General features: G+C 60.0%; 19 protein-coding genes and 1 tRNA gene. 5 read left to right on the top strand and 15 right to left on the bottom strand.

From position 1 onward, the window contains the following. The first annotated feature begins 28 nt into the window (after nt 1-28). Nucleotides 29-1,207 (top strand): dipeptidase, encoded by a 1,179-nt coding sequence (locus ACR0CU_RS03820; RefSeq protein WP_480642496.1) that lies wholly within the window; start codon nt 29-31, stop codon nt 1,205-1,207. 61 nt (nt 1,208-1,268) lie between these two features. Here ACR0CU_RS03820 and rpoH read toward each other — a convergent pair whose 3' ends face one another. Both rpoH and ACR0CU_RS03810 read right to left on the bottom strand, forming a co-directional pair. Further along, on the bottom strand, nt 1,269-2,165 hold the full coding sequence (rpoH, locus tag ACR0CU_RS03815) for an RNA polymerase sigma factor RpoH (protein ID WP_170339682.1): 897 nt from the start codon (nt 2,163-2,165) through the stop codon (nt 1,269-1,271). A gap of 124 nt (nt 2,166-2,289) precedes the next feature. Next, complete coding sequence (locus ACR0CU_RS03810) at nt 2,290-3,333, bottom strand: RluA family pseudouridine synthase (protein ID WP_480642494.1); 1,044 nt, start codon at nt 3,331-3,333, stop codon at nt 2,290-2,292. Here ACR0CU_RS03810 and ACR0CU_RS03805 point away from each other — a divergent pair. Beyond that, nucleotides 3,332-3,634, top strand: a complete 303-nt coding sequence (locus ACR0CU_RS03805) for a DUF6476 family protein (RefSeq protein ID WP_093961773.1) — start codon at nt 3,332-3,334, stop codon at nt 3,632-3,634. The genes ACR0CU_RS03810 and ACR0CU_RS03805 overlap by 2 nt on opposite strands. 18 nt (nt 3,635-3,652) lie before the next feature. On the opposite strand, the gene ACR0CU_RS03800 is transcribed toward ACR0CU_RS03805, so the two are convergent. The 7 genes from ACR0CU_RS03800 to ACR0CU_RS03770 form a co-directional block, all read right to left on the bottom strand. After that, complete coding sequence (locus ACR0CU_RS03800) at nt 3,653-4,534, bottom strand: hypothetical protein (protein WP_170445403.1); 882 nt, start codon at nt 4,532-4,534, stop codon at nt 3,653-3,655. Nucleotides 4,535-4,635: 101 nt separating this feature from the next. Then, nucleotides 4,636-5,640, bottom strand: coding sequence for a glycosyltransferase family 2 protein (locus tag ACR0CU_RS03795; protein ID WP_480642492.1), 1,005 nt, complete (start codon nt 5,638-5,640; stop codon nt 4,636-4,638). Nucleotides 5,641-5,804: 164 nt separating this feature from the next. Continuing rightward, complete coding sequence (locus ACR0CU_RS03790; RefSeq protein WP_480642491.1) at nt 5,805-7,799, bottom strand: hypothetical protein; 1,995 nt, start codon at nt 7,797-7,799, stop codon at nt 5,805-5,807. Next, nucleotides 7,796-8,731: a hypothetical protein gene (locus ACR0CU_RS03785; protein ID WP_170363699.1), complete on the bottom strand. Its 936-nt coding sequence runs from the start codon at nt 8,729-8,731 to the stop codon at nt 7,796-7,798. The genes ACR0CU_RS03790 and ACR0CU_RS03785 overlap by 4 nt, the downstream gene beginning before the upstream one ends. A gap of 5 nt (nt 8,732-8,736) precedes the next feature. Then, nucleotides 8,737-9,720, bottom strand: coding sequence for a glycosyltransferase family 2 protein (locus ACR0CU_RS03780; protein WP_480642489.1), 984 nt, complete (start codon nt 9,718-9,720; stop codon nt 8,737-8,739). Between the two features lie 364 nt (nt 9,721-10,084). Beyond that, nucleotides 10,085-10,161 (bottom strand) — tRNA-His (locus ACR0CU_RS03775). A gap of 47 nt (nt 10,162-10,208) precedes the next feature. Further along, the gene (locus tag ACR0CU_RS03770) at nt 10,209-10,700 is read right to left on the bottom strand and encodes a GNAT family N-acetyltransferase (RefSeq protein WP_170445388.1); all 492 of its coding nucleotides are present in this window, start codon (nt 10,698-10,700) and stop codon (nt 10,209-10,211) included. 70 nt (nt 10,701-10,770) lie between these two features. On the opposite strand from ACR0CU_RS03770, the gene ACR0CU_RS03765 reads away from it, so the two are divergent. Continuing rightward, entirely contained in the window at nt 10,771-10,959 is a 189-nt protein-coding gene (locus tag ACR0CU_RS03765; RefSeq protein ID WP_093961768.1) for a DUF6324 family protein, read from the top strand. Nucleotides 10,960-10,961: 2 nt separating this feature from the next. Here ACR0CU_RS03765 and ACR0CU_RS03760 read toward each other — a convergent pair whose 3' ends face one another. From ACR0CU_RS03760 to ACR0CU_RS03735, 6 genes are all read right to left on the bottom strand, one after another. After that, nucleotides 10,962-11,393 carry an MmcB family DNA repair protein gene (locus ACR0CU_RS03760; RefSeq protein WP_170445385.1) on the bottom strand — a complete coding sequence of 144 codons (432 nt, stop codon included), beginning with the start codon at nt 11,391-11,393 and terminating at the stop codon, nt 10,962-10,964. A 538-nt stretch (nt 11,394-11,931) separates the two neighbouring features. Beyond that, nucleotides 11,932-12,228, bottom strand: a complete 297-nt coding sequence (locus ACR0CU_RS03755) for a hypothetical protein (protein ID WP_170445382.1) — start codon at nt 12,226-12,228, stop codon at nt 11,932-11,934. A 67-nt stretch (nt 12,229-12,295) separates the two neighbouring features. Continuing rightward, nucleotides 12,296-12,778, bottom strand: coding sequence for a transcription antitermination factor NusB (gene nusB / locus ACR0CU_RS03750; protein ID WP_005983870.1), 483 nt, complete (start codon nt 12,776-12,778; stop codon nt 12,296-12,298). Beyond that, nucleotides 12,775-13,326 carry a 6,7-dimethyl-8-ribityllumazine synthase gene (locus ACR0CU_RS03745; protein ID WP_093961763.1) on the bottom strand — a complete coding sequence of 184 codons (552 nt, stop codon included), beginning with the start codon at nt 13,324-13,326 and terminating at the stop codon, nt 12,775-12,777. Before ACR0CU_RS03745 ends, nusB begins: the two co-directional genes overlap by 4 nt. A gap of 2 nt (nt 13,327-13,328) precedes the next feature. Then, the gene (ribB, locus tag ACR0CU_RS03740) at nt 13,329-14,450 is read right to left on the bottom strand and encodes a 3,4-dihydroxy-2-butanone-4-phosphate synthase (RefSeq protein ID WP_093961762.1); all 1,122 of its coding nucleotides are present in this window, start codon (nt 14,448-14,450) and stop codon (nt 13,329-13,331) included. A gap of 116 nt (nt 14,451-14,566) precedes the next feature. Continuing rightward, nucleotides 14,567-15,154, bottom strand: a complete 588-nt coding sequence (locus tag ACR0CU_RS03735) for a riboflavin synthase (RefSeq protein ID WP_170357513.1) — start codon at nt 15,152-15,154, stop codon at nt 14,567-14,569. 152 nt (nt 15,155-15,306) lie between these two features. On the opposite strand from ACR0CU_RS03735, the gene ACR0CU_RS03730 reads away from it, so the two are divergent. Both ACR0CU_RS03730 and ACR0CU_RS03725 read left to right on the top strand, forming a co-directional pair. Beyond that, a complete protein-coding gene (locus tag ACR0CU_RS03730) occupies nt 15,307-16,605 on the top strand; it encodes a capsule biosynthesis protein (RefSeq protein ID WP_170445379.1) in 1,299 nt (432 codons plus the stop codon). 92 nt (nt 16,606-16,697) lie between these two features. Next, nucleotides 16,698-17,831, top strand: a complete 1,134-nt coding sequence (locus ACR0CU_RS03725; RefSeq protein ID WP_315901692.1) for a polysaccharide biosynthesis/export family protein — start codon at nt 16,698-16,700, stop codon at nt 17,829-17,831.

The raw sequence follows: 17,831 nt of genomic DNA, 5'->3' as shown, positions 1-17,831 counted from the left end.
CTGCGCATGACAAACGGGAGGGACTAACGTGAGAAGATTTCTGAAATGGCTGGTAGGCCTCACGGCGGCTGTGGTCGTCATCGGGGCCGTGATATTTTTCGTGGTAGTGCCGCCATATGTTGAAAACGCGCGCAACAACGTGATCGACCACGACCCATTCCCGGTGTCCGACACCGCCACGGCCCTGCACGAAACCCTGATCGTGGGCGACCTGCATGCCGACCCGCTGTTGTGGAGCCGCGACCTGACCGAGCGCGGAACCCGCGGCCAGGTGGATATTCCCCGGCTGATCGAAGGCAACGTGGCCCTGCAGGTGTTCACCGCCGTGACCAAATCACCGGCCGGGCAGAATTACGAGGCAAACTCGGCCGAGGCGTTCGACAACATCACCCTGCTGGCCATCGGTCAGCTTTGGCCGCTGCGCACCTGGGACAGCTTGAAAGAACGCGCGATTTATCAGGCCGAGAAACTGCACCGGTTCGAGGCCGCCTCAAGCGGACATCTCAAGGTCATCAAGACCCGCGCGGATCTGGATGCGGTGCTCGACGCCGGCGCGCGCGGCGAACAGGTCGTGGGTGGCATTCTGGGGATCGAAGGCGCCCATCCGCTGGAGGGCGATCTGGCCAATCTCGACCCGATATTCGAGGCGGGCCACAGGGTGTTCGGGCTTCAGCATTTCTTTGACAACGAACTGGGCGGCTCGCTTCACGGCACCGGGAACACGGGCCTGACCGAATTCGGGCGGCAGGTGGTGGCCGAATTGGCCAAGCGCCCGGTGGTGATCGACCTGGCCCATTCCAGCCCGCAAGTGGCGCGCGACGTGCTGGCCATGACCGACGAACCGCTGATCGTCAGCCATGGCGGTCTTCACGGGTTCTGCCCGGTCAAGCGCAACTATCCCGATGACCTGATGAAGGAAATCGCGGCGACCGGCGGTGTCATCGGGATGGGATACTGGGCCGACGTCACTTGCGGCGACATCGCCCCGGCGGGGATTGCCAAAATGATCAAGGCAGCCATCGAGACGGTCGGGGAAGATCATGTGGCACTGGGGTCCGACTATGACGGCTCGGTCGAGACCGCATTCGACACGTCGGAACTGGCGGCGCTGACCTCGGCCTTGTTGGACGAAGGCCTGACCGAAGCGCAGATCCGCAAGGTCATGGGCGAAAACATGGTACGGGTATTCCGCCAACAGCTGCAGTAGGACGTGGCGAATAAAAACGGCCCGGGTTTCCCCGGGCCGCTTGTTCATCGGATTGCCGTGATCAGGCGGTGGCCAGCATGCCCTTTTCACGCGCCAACTCACGCATCTTTTTCTGCAGCTTTTCAAAGGCGCGCACCTCGATCTGACGGATGCGTTCGCGGCTGACATTGTACTGCGTACTCAGTTCCTCGAGCGTCACGGGCTGATCCATCAACCGGCGCTGGGTCAGGATGTCCTTTTCGCGGTCGTTCAGAACGTCCAGCGCCTCGGTCAGCAACTCGCGACGAACCTCAAGCTCTTCGCGGGCCTCATAGTCGCCGGCCTGGTCGGCATCTTCGTCTTCCAGCCAGTCCTGCCACTGCATGGTGCCTTCGCCCTCGGACCCGACCGTGGCGTTCAGCGACGCATCCCCACCCGACATGCGGCGGTTCATGCTGATGACCTCTTCTTCGGTCACGCCCAAGTCATTGGCGATCCGCTTGACATTGTCCGGGTGCAGGTCGCCCTCCTCCAACGCGCCAATCCGTGCTTTCGCCTTGCGCAGGTTGAAGAACAGCTTTTTCTGCGCCGAGGTGGTGCCCAGTTTCACCAGCGACCAGGATCTCAGAATGTATTCCTGGATCGAGGCGCGGATCCACCACATCGCATAGGTCGCCAAACGGAAGCCTTTTTCAGGATCAAACCGCTTGACGGCTTGCATCAGGCCCACATTGGCCTCGGAAATCACCTCGGCCTGCGGCAAACCATAGCCGCGATAGCCCATGGCGATCTTGGCGGCCAGTCGCAGATGCGATGTCACCATCTTGTGCGCCGCTTCGGTGTCCTGCTCTTCGACCCAACGTTTGGCCAGCATGTACTCCTCTTCCGGCTCCAGCAGGGGGAATTTGCGGATTTCCTGAAGATACCGGTTCAGCCCACCTTCTGGCGTAGGCACGGGAAGATTTTTGTAATTTGCCATGTATCACGTCCCTTGGACAAATGTTTACGCCCTTAACATGGATATGGGGCCACGTTCAGGACCATTCAAGAGCAGGTGTTAACAGTCTGGGATTAAGGAACGATAAAGGAAAGCTAAGAAAGTCTTAGTCACGAGACTTTGCAGGTTGTTTCAGAACCGAGATGAGTGCCTCGATATCTTGCGGCAATGCTGCCTCAAAACGCATTTTCTCGCCGGAAACGGGATGAACAAAGCCCAGGACGGCCGCGTGCAGGGCTTGGCGCGGGAACGCTCGCACCGCCTCCGCAGCGTCTGCATCAAACGACCGGGCCGACAGTTTACGCTTGCCGCCATAGACCGGGTCGCCCACCAAGCCGTGGCCCACATGTGCCATGTGCACCCGAATCTGGTGGGTGCGTCCGGTTTCCAGCCAGCACTCCATCAATGATACCGCACCGGGTTGTCCGAACACGTCAACGACGCGCGCACGCGTCACGGCATGGCGCCCGCCATGGAAAAGCACCGCCTGCTTCTGCCGATCGTGCTTGTGCCGGGCCAGTTGCGTTGTGATGCGCATCACGTTGCCGGGCTCAAAACTCACGCCTTTGACACCGCGCAGCCGCGGGTCATTGGCATCCGGAACGCCATAGCAGACCGCGCGATAGTATCGCTCGACGCTGTGCGCCTCGAACTGGGCCGCCAGCCCCTGGTGGGCGGCGTCCGTTTTGGCAACCACCAGCAACCCGCTGGTATCCTTGTCGATCCGGTGCACGATGCCCGGTCGCTTGACCCCGCCTACCCCCGACAATTCCTCGCCACAGTGGTGCAGCAGGGCGTTCACCAAAGTACCGTTGGGCGATCCCGGTGCCGGGTGGACAACCATGCCCGCAGGCTTGTTGATCACGATCAGGTCAGCGTCTTCATGCACGATGTCCAGCGGAATGTCCTCGGCCCCGATGTGACTCTCGTCCGCTTCGGAGACGGTTATGGACACAACAGCGCCTTCCGGCACTTTGGCTTTGGCGTCGAGCACGACCTTGCCGTCGACCAGAACCGCGCCCTCTTCGATCAGCCGGGCCAGCCGGGTACGCGACAGGTTTTCATCTGCTGGAACATCCCGCGAAAGCGCCTTATCAAGGCGGGGCGGCGGAGCGTCCGCGATAACGAAGTCTATTTGCCGGGTGCCCATGACTGTCCCTTCAGATCCCCAAGAACCGCAGGAAACGCCTCAGCTGCGCCTTCTGCGCCGCATGGTCATGCTGCTGACCGCGGTGATGATTGGCGGGGTTCTAGTGACATTCGCCCTGATTGTCATCCGTCTATCCGACCGGACCCCCACCCTGCCCGATCAGATCGAACTGCCGGACGGTGCAAAGGCCCAAGCCGTGACCATCGGAAACAACTGGTTCGCCGTGGTGACCGATGACAACCGCATCCTGATCTTCGACAAGACCACCGGGAAGCAACGGCAGCAGATCTCGCTTGATTGAGCCTGTGGCGCCGCCAGCCTATTCACCCAAGGCCATTCTGAACACGATTTCTGCAGCCTGCTTGAACGCAACGATCTCGTCCGGCGCATCACGACGAAACCTGACTTCGTCCGGGTTCAGCCAGACCGGCTTGAACAGAGTGTCCCTGTCGGGAAAGAACTCAGCCCGAAATCCTTCGTCGGCTTCGGTCAAGTAGGTATCAAGCCATGCCCGTTCCTCGGGTTCCAGAACGTCGTGGCGCCGGAACATGATGGGTTCTTTAGGCACCTGACGACGCAATTGGCGGCTACGCTTGCGCCCGATGGCTCGCGTGACGACGCCAAAGGCTTCACTGGCGGCGCGGGACAGTGTTGGATTGGCAGGCTCACTGGCAACCTCCCCTCCGGGTCGCGACACGCCCAGTCTGTTCAGGAAGTCATCGACGATATTACCATTCAACATTTCCTCGCGGTCATAGAGTGCCGGCACAACCGTTACACCCGGGAACGCGTTGCGGATACGCGAAACCGCGCCGGAAAAAGAAACCGAGTGAGGCTCGGCCTCGATCTTCGCCAACCGGTCCCGAATCGAAGCTGAACCGTCGGCTGGCAAACGGCCATTTTTGGCCCGCTGCTTGTAATCCGCCTCAAAGAAATCGGAGTAGCGGCGACAATAGAATACCACACGCATTTCGCGTGCAGGTATTTCGGTAAAGAGCTGCGCAAGCCGTTCCAGATCGGCCGAATAGAACATTTCCGACGACATCAGGCAGGCCTTGCTGCCATGTGCCTCATACTCGCGCGCAACGGCCTCACGGTACTTGTCCATCGGCTCTGCGGACTGGTTCATGTGGAACGCCAACAGGTTATGGCTGACCTTCGGGCGATCGTCGCCTTCCGGTCTGCGACGTCCGGCCTCCATGTATCTGAGCCCGGCATCCGACAAGGCCGACGCATTGTTGCGCAGATAGGACTGCAAGGCCGTCGTCCCGGTCTTCGGCATCCCCAAATGCAACCACAGCATCAGGTCGCGCCTCTTGTCATGGTATCGGCCTGCGTGGTCATCTGATGCATCAACTCCTGCATCTCGGACGTGCCCAGCAGTTCCGATATCTGTTTGCGGTGCAGTTCGCAGGACTGGTGGTGCAAGCGAGCCGTTTCAGGATCCGACATCAGGTCGTCGAAACAGTCCCGCTTGCGTGCGGCAATCGCATCGATCGAAGTCTCGACCACCGCATTCTGGTTCATGATGTTCCAGTATTCCAAGCCGAGGCTGTCGCCCGTGTGATGAGCCCGTCCCCGCACTTTCTTGACCAAGTAGCTCTCGCAGGACTTCAGAGCATAATGGTTGAGTTGCACAAGGTCATATCCGACCGAGTCCCGCGCCGACCGCCAACTGCTTGTAAAATAACGCTCGGGCATTGGCTGACCCGAACCATTGTACCAATGGCAGTCTTCCATGCGGTCGACCGTCGGACGTTTGGGGCGGTGAACACCGATCGCATCCCACAAGCGCCGCTGGAACATCGTCTTCAGCCCCCATGCCTGCGCCGGTCTGGGCTTGCGTTCGGGGGCAGCACGGCGGAATTGCTCGGACAGGAACCTGTCTTCGTATTGAACCACTCCGGCATTGCCGAACAACCGCCAGGTCATTGAAATCATCTTGGCATCAGGCACAGCATCAACCAATGATTTCAGTGTGTTGTCACCCGTCTTCACATTGATTTGCTCGTCGGCGTCGATCACGATCACCCAGTCTTCAGGCCCCGCGATGTCCATCTGCAAAAAGCGTTTGTACGCGCGTTTCTGAGGGCTTGTTGCGCGGCGGGAATTGTTGTCCACATGGATCAGAACCCCGCGCTGGTCCAGCCGCTCGAGCAGCGCATCCGTCCCGTCCGTGCAGTCATTCGTCATCACGACCATCTGGTCGATGCCAATAGCCTGATTGTGCGCGACCCATTCCAGAACGAACGGGCCTTCGTTCTTCATCGGGGTAACGCTGACAAAGCGGGGGGGCTGATCGACCATTTTTGCCTCAGTTTTTGGCGCCTTGCAGGCCGGGCGCGGGCACGCAAGACCAGTGTTTGTCCGCCAGAGTAATTCCATTGCAGGCGGTGACCAAGTCGAAACCTTGGGCGTGTTTGCACACAGATGACCCTGAATGGTGCTGGATATTGCGAAAGGCCCGCATGTTACCCCTCTGCCCTTTTGAGCTGGTTGGAGAACCGTTTGTAGGTTGGGCACAACGCCTTGGCCCGTTGCAGAAACACCTGCGCGCGCTGTTTTTCGCCGCGCTTCAGGCAAATCTGACCCGCGGCCCCTTGAATGGCGGCGGTGATGTCGTCCAGCTCGGCCGCGTGCAGGATCTGCGCCTCGGCCTGCTCTTCGGCGCCGATGCGCGCCAAGAGTTGCCCCATCGCGAAAACCAGAAACGCGCTGTCAGGGTCACAAGCCAGCGCCTCGGCCATAGTCAATCGCGCCTGACGTCGGTCACCTGCATCCGCATAGAGCTCGGCAAGACGTTTGTAGTACAGGGGGTTGTCAGGGCACCGAAGAACCACGTCCCGGGCGGCATCAATTGCCGTCTCGACGGCAACCTCGCCCATGTGCCATTGCAGCAACGATGACAGGCTTTCCACAGCGGGGTCCTGTTCCGGCACGTCGTCGATCGCAGTCAGCCCGGCCCACAAAGCTTGCAGGCGCGGACCGCTGTCCTGCAGCCGCCTGGCGCGCTGGTCCAGGGAAAGATCGGACCAATCAAGCAGGATCATGTCGAAATTGCAGGGCGCCCTCACGATCACCTTATGCTGGACAAGGTACAGGTTGTTGAACGGCGGAAACCGACGTTGGCGCAGCCTGCGCTGCAGGGCCCAATCCACGGGCGGAAACAGTCGAACGGGCAGTTGATCGCGGTACAGCATGCGCGAACCCAAAACCACAACATCGGGTCGCAAAGGCTTGGCCCAAAAAGCTTTTGCAAAGTGACGCCCGGCAGCCCATCGTTTCTTTCTGGCGCCAAGAATGGCCCCCCGCAATGCGGTCAGAACCGCGTGATCTTCGGGCCAAAGATGCGGGTTTTCCAACCCGTCCCGGGCCAGCTGCTCGCTTTCCTTCCACTTGCCCAGATAGAACGCGTTCAACGCCTGCAGCAGGGGCAGAAAAGCGTTGTCCGCCCCGGCATCGAGGATCGGCAGGCCCAGATCAAAAGCTTCTTGGCACCGATCCTGGGCGCACAGATATTGCGCAGCCTTGGCATAGACATGGGCGGCCTCGGATGGGTTCAGAAAAGTCTCGGGGCCTTGCGCCACGCGCCGGATGACGGTTTCGTTCGCCTCGTCCAATTCGGCCTCGGTCAGGACATCGCGGAATACCAGTCTTTGCTGCCCCGATATCCGTGCAGCCGCCATGGAAAAGGCCGAGATGAACGGAGCGATCACCTGTTCGGCCCGGGACATCGCATAAAGCTCGAGAAAGTCGCGCTGTGCTCGGGTCATTCCAGACAGTTCCGCAATGTCGGACATCTGCATCAGGTTCGGATAACGCTTTTGAAACCGCGCAATCAGCTCGGGCTGGTCCGAGAACATGATCGCGGGCCGGTCCAGCCTCTTGGAAAGATGCATATCGTAGAGTTCTTCCGGCTCGACCTTTGCCGGCCAGGTGGTGTGCTTCCAGGGCAGCGCGTTCAGGATGTCACCGCGCCGGATATGGTAGGCAGAAACGCCCTGCCCCGAGAGCCTTGCATCGGCAAGCTCCATGATGTGCCGGATTTGCGGAGTGAACCCGATACGGTGAATGAACTCGCGGTAGCGCGGGCGGATCGCCTCAATATCCTCCCAAGGAAAGGCAAGGACTTCGAACCCCTCTTCGACCAAGACCGAGCGGCCAGCGGCCAGATGCGCCGTCAGCCGATCGGGCGTCGCGTCGCCCAAAAAGCTCCAGACCGGCAGCCCATTCTTCGACAGCTGATCGTGGGTTTTCTGATCCAGAAAGTGAGACTTGATCCATTCGGGATCGAACAGCTCTTCCGGGTTGTCCAGTTCTGGGGCATCGGCCCCCGGTGGAAACCAGTTGACCCGATAATCCGCGTCAAAATCCTCGGCCAGGCGTATGCAGGTCAGCATCATCAGCAGTCGGGCACCCATGCGGTCCTTGCGCTGGCCGATGAACACGCCCCGTTTGGGCGTCATGACGCGTCCCCTGCCGCCATAGCCCGGCGCATGGCCCGGAACCGCTGGCGGGCGGCCATTACCAGCTTTGGGTGACGCTCTTCGCCCACGGCTTCAATACCGCGCATGTAGATCGGCAGTCTCCGGCGGGCACGCATCATCTTGTAGTACTCGGACGGCTCCAGGGTCCCACGCATCGCCTGCTGCATCACCGGCTTCAAAAGATTGAGTTTCCGCAGCATTGGTGCGGCGAAGTGGTTGGCGAACCAGGTTTTGAGAAGAACGACATTGCCGCCCTGCAGCCGTGTGACCTGTTGCCTGTCCAAGTCAAAGAACGGGTCGTAAAACACATAGGCCCGGGCGGCGGCCTGAACGGTTTCGACAGCGTCACTCAGCGGCAGATCCCAGTCCTGGACACGACCGAATCGATAGCGAGTTTCCCAAGGGACCCGCCGCTCGTCCAATGTGGTCTGAGGATTGAAAGCAATGACGATCGCACCCGGAACCAGTGCTGAGAAGGTCAACGCGGCGAACCCTCCCATGGACGCCCCGGCAAACACGACCTGATCGAACTTGTCAAAAAACCCCTCGCGCGCCTTGTCCTCGAAATAACCGATGATTTCGGGGTCGCGATACCATGCCTTTGTGCGGGCGATCACGCCCAGATGGGACCACCCCTCGTCCCGGAAAAACTTCCAGCCCCACGGCTCGCGGGCAAAGGACAGGTCGTTGGCATTTGCAATATTGTCAAAACTGATGACCAGCCGCGCCGGGTCACGCTGGTGGAATAGAACCGAATGGCGGTCGAGCTTTTGCAGAAACCCCGTCCCGTCCCCGCCGGGGTAAATCTCGACAAACCAAGGCGGAGGCGGATCGGTCAGAATGCGTTCATAGCCGGTCTTCCGATCCGGGTGGTCAGGTTGCAGCTGTGCTTTGGTCAGATCGTCCGCCATGGCCGTCACACCAGATTGTCGGCCAGCCAAGACCGGAACTCCACCCAATCGGGGCGCAACTTGATCTCGGCTATCTTGGCGCGGTGCCAGTCGCAGGCCTGTTCATGCAATTCGCGCAGTTCGGGGTCCGATTTGAGCTCGTCGAGCAACGGTGCTGCACGCTGGGCGATCGGCTGGATCGAGGTGTCCTGAACCTTGTTAGCATTCATGTCCGACCAGTAGGATTGCCCCTGATCCACCTTTACGTGGTTGGTCCGTCCCCGGTCCCGCTTGATAAGAAAGCCATCCAGAGATCGAACGGAATAATGATGGAGCCGTCCGAAGGAATGGTCGAAATTCCGCCAAGCGCGCCAGCCGACATTCTCGGCCGGAAACAGATTTCCGCCCGCGTCCGACCATGCGACGTCGGCCTCTTTGCCCTCTTCAATGCCCTTGGGTCTGTGCGGTCCGAACCGAGTGAACTTGCCATTGTTCCGAAACAGCGTTTTCAGACCATATGCGCGGCCCGAATGATAGGGAAACTCCTGATCCGCCATGCAAAATGACCGTGTCACGGGCGTGTCGTCAAAACTGATATTGCCCGACGTCCCAAACAACCGCCATGCGAACGAAATGGCGTCCACCGATTGTCCTGCCTTCTGTTCAACGGCATCAATCAAGGCCGCGAAGCTGTTGTCGCCGCATCGAATGTTCCAAAACTCATCGACATCAAGGCACATCAGCCAATCGGCTTCTTTGACCTTGGGATGTCGCCGTGCCCGCCGGAGCATCTGGTGCTGGGGGTTTCCACCCTCAGGCACAGCATTTGGGACGTGGGAGGCCAAACCCATCTGCTCAAGCCGTTGTGCAATTCTGTCGGTACCGTCCTCGCAGTCATTGGTGAAGATCACAAAGTGATCGACGCCCAAAGTCCGATGAAATGCGACCCACTCCAGCATGTAGGGGCCTTCGTTTTTCATCGTCGTGAATACGGTAATGGTCTGAGACATTTACGCCTGTTCCCGAACTGCCTTTGACCTTCTTCTTACACAAAGCGCACCAATGCTGCGAGGGTCGAATTCCGTACGGGGGAATGTCTGGGCCCACTGGTGCACCGCTACACGTGTAACCGACCTTCGGACGCAAGCGCCCTAAGCACCACGGAAGCAGACAACAGGTCCCATCTGGAGTCGATTGCCCTCTCAAATAATCCCAGAATTTTGGGTTACGGCGTAAAAGGGACCAGTAAAAACCAAACTAATTCCGCCAGTTGCACCGCAAATCTCTTGCGACCGGCCTCGTTAATCCCAACCCTACCAACGGAAAAACAGCGCACGTCAAAAGCTGCGGGCGAGCAGTCTTGTCGAGGGAAGATGGTACCGCCTCCCTGGCTTGAACAGGGGACCTCTGGATCCACAATCCAGCGCTCTAACCAACTGAGCTAAGGCGGCACTCGTGAGGGGCGATTTAACGAACGCGTTCGGGGATTGCAAGAGCCTTAAAGTCGAATTGACCAGCTTTGTTCGATGAGATCGACGCCGAAGGAATGAACCGGTTTGCTGTCGGTCAGGCGCCATCCATACGCTTGGTACAGCTTGCAGGCAGCCCTGTGGCTTTCGTGGGTCCACAACACCATCGACGCATAGCCCGCGGATCGTGCAAAATCCATGCATGTCATCAAAAGCCGCGCCCCAAGTCCCCTGCCCCGCGCGTCGGGTTCCAGCAAAAAAAGCCGCAGTTTGGCGGTAGTTTCATCCTGCGCGACACAGAAAATACTACCAAGGCGCTTTCCGTCACTTTCAACGATCCATCCCCTCTCGCGTTGGGGATCACGCCCGGCGACAAATTCGTCCAGAATACGGGCCACCAGCGGAGCGAAGCTCTCGTCAAATCCTTCATCCCGCGCGTAAAGTGTTCCGTGGCGCTCGACCAGCCAATCGCGGTCATCTTCGCGAAACGGCCGGATCTCAGCATTGTCCCCTTGCAGCATCGGCCACACACTCCGCTTGATTCCCATTGCGTTGCAGGCTAGCAGAAACGCTCAGTCCCCGGAGGCGAGAATGGGCATCAATACCGAACGTGACATCGAAGCGAACCTTCAGATCGGTCCGACCGACCATGGAATGGTGCGCCTGTTCATCGAGGCGGGCGAGCTTGAAATCCCCATGGATTTCGACCCGGAAGAGGCCGAGGAAATCGCCGACGAGATCCGCGCCGCGGCACAAGCCGCACGCGCCGTCAAAGGCTGAAATCAAAGCCGTGGATCACGCAGGCCATGCAACCGCCGCGCGGCGTCCATGGCAAATTTCTGGATCATCTTTTTGCGTCTTGCCCCGGCCAACTTGGTCTCGGGGGACATGCGTACGATCTCGGCGTCATAAGCATCCGCAATGATAAGTCCGGTTTCAGCGGGCAGCAGCTCGGTGGGAAAGTCCGTGTCCACCGCCCAGAAGAAGCGGTCGCACCAATCCAGATAACCCTGCCACTTCGAATCGGACATATAGTCCGCCCGGCTGGACTTGCACTCGATCACCCAAAGCTCGCCCTTGGGCCCCAACCCCATGAGGTCAACGCGCAACCCGCGGGTCGGGACGAATTCCTCAATCGAAACAAAGCCGTGCGTCACAAGGTGTCTAGAGACACCCCTTGCCAGTCTTTGTCCGGGCTGAAGTTCAACTGTCATGCGCAGAGTGTGAACAATTAGTGAACAAATTGTCAAGTTGGCAGGTGTTGATCATCATCCCGGATTTTACCCGGCCCCCATGCCCAGGATTTGCCCCCACAATCAGCTTCCTCACGACCCAGACCAAAAACTGTTGTGCAAGCCCCTTGTGAAACTCAGTGTTGCGCCCTACTTACGCCCTTGGCGGGTTCTGCCCTTCTCGTGACTGGTAGCATTCCGGTGGCCTTAAGCAATTCCGAGGGAGCTGGCTCTGTTCGGGTCCTGGCCCGATTACCTGGCGCCCACCTGTACATACAGGTCCTCGGGAATCAAAACCGCACGGTTGCCTGGTGGTCCCGCCGCCTTCCGATCAGGGGATTGTCCTCAAACCCGACGCGTGGGAAATACCGCCGTAGAGAGGTTTCCCCAGTCTTCTTCCGGGAACAGTTGAGCACTCGATTGCGACAATTCCGGCTCAATAGATGCGAAAGTGTTCACGCGCAAAGGGCTGTGGCTGTCGACAAATTGGTCAAAACAAGCGCAAAGCGGCTCTGGCCCATCACGACCGGCGCGCTTCGACGCGCACGGGTTCCAACTTGACCGCGACCGGGGTGCCTCCGCGCGGGCCTTTGGGCTTTTCAGCCATGCTCATGATCGCATAGGCGAATTGGACGCCTGCAAAGACGATCCCGTTCATGAACCAGATCATGATCAGCGCGACAAAGCCAATGTCGGACCCGGTGATGAGGTTGCGTAGGTTGGCTACGTTCAACAGCAGCAGCACCGCGACAAACACAGCCGAGATCACGAATCCCAGTGCGACTTGGGTAATGTAAAGACGGATCAGTTTCGGCATGACGCACCTCCTTCACATGACAGGAGTCTAGCGCAATTTCATGCCGGGTAAAATCGCCCTTGGCGCGTCAGAACGCCTCGGGCTTGGCTTCGCGCGCCATGTGATCCAGAACCGCGTTGACGAATTTCGGCTCTTTCCCTTCGGGGAAGAAGGCGCGCGCCACGTCGACGAATTCGGTGATGACCACTTTGGGCGGCGTGTCGCTCTGGCTCAGCTCGGCCCCGGCCGCACGGAACAGCGCTCGCAGGGTCGGGTCGATACGCGAAATCGGCCACTTAGCCACCAGCGCACGGTCGGTCATCTGGTCGATCGGCGCTTGATAGTTCACCGCGTCATCCACCAGCTTGCGAAACAGCGCGCTGTCGCCTTCCAGCATCTCGTCGCCCTCGTAGACCGCGCCGAACCGGTGATCCAGAAACTCGTTGACCACCTGCTCGGTCGTCTGGCCCGACTGCTCCATCTGGAACAGCGCCTGCACGGCATACAGCCGCGCGGCGGATTTCATCAGGCGTTTCCGGTTTGCCGGTTTCGGCGTGTCTGTCTGGGTCATGCTGTCGTTGATCCGTTGCTGTCGCCCGCCACGAGGATGGACTCGGACGGCGGCTTGAATCCGACGCCCTTTTTCGAAGCGCCCCACTTACGTCTGAGTGCGATCAGATGCAAGGCCGCAGCCGCCGCGCCGCCACCTTTGTTCATCTTTTCAGGATTCGCGCGCACTTCGGCCTGCGCGTCATTTTCAACCGTCAGGATGCCGTTGCCGATGCACAGGCCCTGCAGGCCCAGCAGTTGGATTGCGCGGCTGGAATCGTTGCAGACGGTTTCGTAATGCGTGGTCTCGCCCCGGATCACGCAGCCCAGTGCGACGTAGCCGTCAAAGTTGCACTGGCGGTCGGCCATGGCAATCGCCGTCGGGATCTCGAGCGCACCGGGCACCTCGACCACCTCGCAGCTGCCGCCGGCGGCCTCGATTTCGGCCTTGGCGCCGCGAACCAGGTCGTCGGCGATGGCGCGATAGAACGGGGCCACGACGATCAGCAGCTTGACCGGGTCCTCGAATTTCGGGGTCGGCAGAACGCCGTGTTTGTCTTGCTCAGCCATGCTCAGTCATCCTTGAAAATCGAGCGGGTCCCGACGATGGACAGACCAAAGGCGTCCAGACCCAGGTATTTCGTCTGCGGCGAGTCGGTCAGCAGCACCAGTTCCTTTATGCCCATCTTGGACAGGATCTGCGCGCCCAGACCGGTTTGCTTGATGGTGCGCGGGCCTTCGTCCTCGGCTGCGTACAGCGAGTTGCGCGGGTTGCGGAACAGGCAGACCACGCCCCGCCCCTCGGCGGCAATCTTTTCCATCGCGCGCGGCAGTTCCTGCGGCGATTTCGGGCCAAGACCCAGAATGTCCGAGGCCTCGTGCAGCGCGTGGGTGCGGGTCAGTACGGGCTCGGGCGTGCTGATGTCGCCCTTGATCATCACCAAATGCTCAATCCCGTGGGTCTGATCGGTGAAGATCCGCATCTCCCACTCGCCGCCATATTCAGACGTGACCATCCGGCGCGCGGTCTCGACCACCAGATTGTCGTGGCGCGCGCGGTACGAAATCAGGTCGCTGATGGTGCCGATCTTTAGACCGTGCTCCTTGGCGAACTCGACCAGATCGGGCAGCCGGGCCATGGTGCCGTCGGGCTTCATGATCTCGCAGATCACGCCCGAGGGGTTCAGCCCGGCCAGGCGCGAAATGTCCACGGCGGCCTCGGTGTGGCCGGCGCGCACAAGCACCCCGCCCCGCTTGGCGCGCAGCGGAAAGACATGGCCGGGCGTGGCCAGATGCGCCATGGTGTTCTGTTCGTTGATCGCGGTGGCGATGGTCAGCGCCCGGTCGGCGGCCGAGATCCCGGTGCTGACGCCTTCGCGTGCCTCGATCGAGACGGTAAAGGCGGTTTCGTGCCGCGACGAGTTGTTCACGGCCATCATCGGCAGGCCCAGCCGGTCGATCCGCTCGGCCGTCATCGGCAGGCAGATCAGGCCGCGGCCATGGGTGGCCATGAAATTGATCGCCTCGGCATCGGCGAATTCCGCCGGGATCACCAGGTCGCCTTCGTTTTCGCGGTCCTCGTGGTCGACCAGGATGTACATCCGGCCCTGGCGCGCCTCTTCGATGATCTCTTCGATCGGGCTGATCGCGTCGCGCAGCTGGGCCTCGACCGGTCCGGGTGTTTCAAAGCTCATGGGGCAGCCTTTCACAGAGCAGGTGTTGCATCGCGGGATAGACCAGCGCGCGCACAAAGGCCAGTCCGCAAACGAAGTGGGCCGTATCTAACGCGACGCAATTTCTTCGCTGGCGATCACGAAACCTCGGCCAGACGGGCCACGTACCGGGCGAGCGTGTCGATTTCCAGATTGACCCGATCTCCGACCTTCGCCGCGCCCCAGGTCGTCACCTCTTTGGTATGAGGAATGAAGTTGATCCCGAAATCGCAACCGTCGACATCGTTGACCGTAAGCGAAGTGCCGTTCAGAGCAACCGAGCCCTTGGGCGCGATGAAGCGCGCTAAATCCTTGGGCGCGCGCAGGGTTACGCGGGTGCTGTCTCCTTCTTCGGCCATCGCGACGATCTCTGCGACGCCATCCACGTGTCCCGATACGATATGGCCACCCAATTCGTCACCCACCTTCAAGGCCCGTTCAAGGTTGACCCTTGAGCCCACCTTCCAGCCGTCCAGATTGGTTTTGGAAACGGTCTCGGCGCTGATCTGAACATCGTACCAGTCATCACCCAGCGCGATGACTGTCAGGCAAACCCCGTCGCTGGCGATCGACGCACCAATATCTATGCCGGATGTATCATAGCCTGTCCGAATGCGCGCACGCAGATCGCCCTGCTGCTCCAACTCGATGATTGTGCCGATATCGGTGACGATCCCAGTAAACATTCCGTTAACCCTCTGCGCCTAAGCTGTGCCATGCAATCCACGCCGAGGTAAGGCCAAGTGGCGGGCGGAGCAAGCCCTGCCTTGCCCGGCTGGCCGCAAAAAGGCATAGTTTGTTCAATAAAACACGGGCAACCAGAATTCGAGCATCTGGCATGAGGCAACCGAAGGACAACTCCGACAATCGCGTATTCCTGTTTCTGCAGGGGCCGCATGGGCCGTTCTTCAGCGGCCTGGGTCGCATGTTGCGCGCGGCTGGCGCGCAGGTGTGGCGTGTCGGGTTCAACGCCGGGGACCAGGCCTTTTGGTTCGATCGCGCTAGCTATATCCCCTATCGCGGCGGGCTAGAAAACTGGCCGGAAAGCCTGACGAACATCATCCTGTCGCGCGGTGTTACCGACATCGTGCTTTATGGCGATGTTCGCCCGGTGCACGCCGACGCGATCCGTACGGCGCGAAGCCACGGCATCCGTGTTCATGTGTTCGAGGAAGGGTACCTTCGACCTTGGTGGGTCACCTATGAACGCAATGGGTCAAACGGACATTCTCGCCTGATGGATCTGGAAATCGCCCAGATGCAGCAAGCGTTGCAAAGCTCGGGCGCCAAAACGCCCCCACCCCCGTCACATTGGGGGGATATGCGGCAACACATTTTCTACGGCGCACTGTACCACTGGTTCGTTCTGTGTGCGAACCGCGGGTACCGAAATTTCCGCCCGCACCGAGAAGTGCACGTCTCAAAGGAATTCAAACTGTATTTCAAACGTTTGGCGCTCATGCCGATCCATCGGTTGCAGCGCGTTCTCGCCACCTGGCGCGTAAGGCGCGGCGGGTTCCCGTATCATCTGGTGCTGCTGCAACTGGGGCACGACAGTTCCGTCCAGGCGCATTCGGATTTTTCATGCATGGCCGATTTCATCACCCCGGTGATGGAAGGGTTCGCCAAGGGCGCTCCGTCCCACCACCGCCTGGTCATCAAGGAACATCCCCTTGAGAACCAGCGCGAGCCGCTGAGAAGACGCGTCCAAGCACTTGCGCGCGAACTGGGCATCTCGGATCGCGTGCATTACGTGCCCGGGGGAAAGCTGGCGCGACTTCTGGATCACGCGAGCTCGGCCCTGACTATCAATTCCACCGCCGGGCAGCAGGCTCTATGGCGTGGCATCCCTCTGCGTGTCTTTGGAAAGTCGGTCTACGACAAGCCTGAACTGGTCTCGCATCAACCGATTGACGAATTTTTCAGGCACCCGCAAAAACCTGACACGGAGGCCTATCGGGCATACCGCCAATTCCTGTTGGAAACCAGCCAGGTGCCGGGCGGCTATTACTCGCGCGGCGGACGGCGCCAGTTGCTGCGGCGAGTCGCTGACATGATGCTGCAGGCTCGCGACCCTTATCAGGCCGCGCTGACCGGAATCGCGACCATCACGCCACAGTTGAAAATCGTTGAATGACACGGTGCTTCGCTGGCTGGAACTTGAAGTTTGAAACCGCTAGTTTGACCGTAAACCAAAAGACTACATACGAAACTCGAGGTATTTCGGCAGTGCAGCGTTTCCCTACTCGATGGATACGAGGGTTGTCCCTCGTTGCAGCCATTGGCCTTCTGACAGCGTGCCAACTGCCCAAGGCCGGGCCGAACAAAACCGAAATTCTTGCGGGCTCGACAGTCAATGGCGGCAACGCCCACGTGGTCGAAGTTGATGACCGGGTGGCCCACGTCACCTCTGCGGTTCCACAGTTTGGCTTTCCGCCCGCCTTCCGGTCAGCACAAAGCGTAACATCCGACACCATTCGTCCCGGCGACGTGCTTGGCCTGACCATCTGGGAAAACGTCGACGACGGTCTGCTGGCTGGTGAAACCGGCCCATCGACCAATCTCGATGAGGTTCAGGTCGACAGCGAAGGCTTTATTTTCGTGCCCTATGCCGGCCGCTTGCGCGCCTCGGGCAACACGCCCGAGCAGCTACGCTCGCTGATTGCGGAAAAGCTGCGCGAGCAGACGCCTGATCCGCAGGTTCAGATCCGCCGCGTGGCGGGTGACGGTGCGACGGTCTCGGTAACCGGTACGATCGGTGCCTCTGGCATCTATCCGATCGAGCGCCCGACCCGCACGCTTTCGACGATGCTAGCAAGGGCCGGTGGCGTGGCGGTCGCCCCGGATATTGCGCTGGTCACGGTGATCCGCGGCAATCAGCGTGGCACCGTGTGGTATGACGATCTGTTCCGCAATCCTGAAACCGACATCGCTCTGCGCGGTGGTGATCGCATCCTGGTCGAACAGGACACCCGGTCGTATATCGCGCTGGGGGCCACGGGTGGGCAATCCCGGGTCGCCTTCGACAGTCAGGATCTGTCCGCGCTGGAAGCGCTGGCGCAGGTCGGCGGCTTGCAGTCGCTATCCTCGGATCCCACAGGGATCTTCGTTCTGAGGGACGAGCGCGAAGATATCGCACGCAAAGTGCTGGGCCAGCCGAACCTTCAGGGCGAACAACGCGTGATCTACCTGCTGAACCTCACGGCGCCCAACGGTCTGTTTGTGGCACGTGATTTCGTGATCCGCGACGACGACACGATTTACGTGACCGAAGCCCCGTATGCACAGTGGACCAAGTCGATTTCGCTGATTGCCGGTGGTCTGACACCAGTTGCAAACGTCGCCACGCTGACCGGAAACTGA

This window comes from Ruegeria sp. BC2 (genome assembly GCF_056539245.1).
The sequence above is the reverse complement of the archived record's forward strand: the minus strand, read 5'-3'. Positions and strand labels throughout refer to the sequence as shown.

Bases quoted from the DNA above. Each gene is read 5' to 3' on its own strand.
- rpoH (WP_170339682.1), bottom strand. From the start codon at position 2,165: ATGGCAAATTACAAAAATCTTCCCGTGCCTACGCCAGAAGGTGGGCTG.
- ACR0CU_RS03805 (WP_093961773.1), top strand. From the start codon at position 3,332: ATGACTGTCCCTTCAGATCCCCAAGAACCGCAGGAAACGCCTCAGCTG.
- ACR0CU_RS03810 (WP_480642494.1), bottom strand. From the start codon at position 3,333: ATGGGCACCCGGCAAATAGACTTCGTTATCGCGGACGCTCCGCCGCCC.
- ACR0CU_RS03800 (WP_170445403.1), bottom strand. From the start codon at position 4,534: ATGGAGGCCGGACGTCGCAGACCGGAAGGCGACGATCGCCCGAAGGTC.
- ACR0CU_RS03795 (WP_480642492.1), bottom strand. From the start codon at position 5,640: ATGGTCGATCAGCCCCCCCGCTTTGTCAGCGTTACCCCGATGAAGAAC.
- ACR0CU_RS03790 (WP_480642491.1), bottom strand. From the start codon at position 7,799: ATGACGCCCAAACGGGGCGTGTTCATCGGCCAGCGCAAGGACCGCATG.
- ACR0CU_RS03785 (WP_170363699.1), bottom strand. From the start codon at position 8,731: ATGGCGGACGATCTGACCAAAGCACAGCTGCAACCTGACCACCCGGAT.
- ACR0CU_RS03780 (WP_480642489.1), bottom strand. From the start codon at position 9,720: ATGTCTCAGACCATTACCGTATTCACGACGATGAAAAACGAAGGCCCC.
- ACR0CU_RS03770 (WP_170445388.1), bottom strand. From the start codon at position 10,700: ATGCTGCAAGGGGACAATGCTGAGATCCGGCCGTTTCGCGAAGATGAC.
- ACR0CU_RS03765 (WP_093961768.1), top strand. From the start codon at position 10,771: ATGGGCATCAATACCGAACGTGACATCGAAGCGAACCTTCAGATCGGT.
- ACR0CU_RS03760 (WP_170445385.1), bottom strand. From the start codon at position 11,393: ATGACAGTTGAACTTCAGCCCGGACAAAGACTGGCAAGGGGTGTCTCT.
- ACR0CU_RS03755 (WP_170445382.1), bottom strand. From the start codon at position 12,228: ATGCCGAAACTGATCCGTCTTTACATTACCCAAGTCGCACTGGGATTC.
- nusB (WP_005983870.1), bottom strand. From the start codon at position 12,778: ATGACCCAGACAGACACGCCGAAACCGGCAAACCGGAAACGCCTGATG.
- ACR0CU_RS03745 (WP_093961763.1), bottom strand. From the start codon at position 13,326: ATGGCTGAGCAAGACAAACACGGCGTTCTGCCGACCCCGAAATTCGAG.
- ribB (WP_093961762.1), bottom strand. From the start codon at position 14,450: ATGAGCTTTGAAACACCCGGACCGGTCGAGGCCCAGCTGCGCGACGCG.
- ACR0CU_RS03735 (WP_170357513.1), bottom strand. From the start codon at position 15,154: ATGTTTACTGGGATCGTCACCGATATCGGCACAATCATCGAGTTGGAG.
- ACR0CU_RS03730 (WP_170445379.1), top strand. From the start codon at position 15,307: ATGAGGCAACCGAAGGACAACTCCGACAATCGCGTATTCCTGTTTCTG.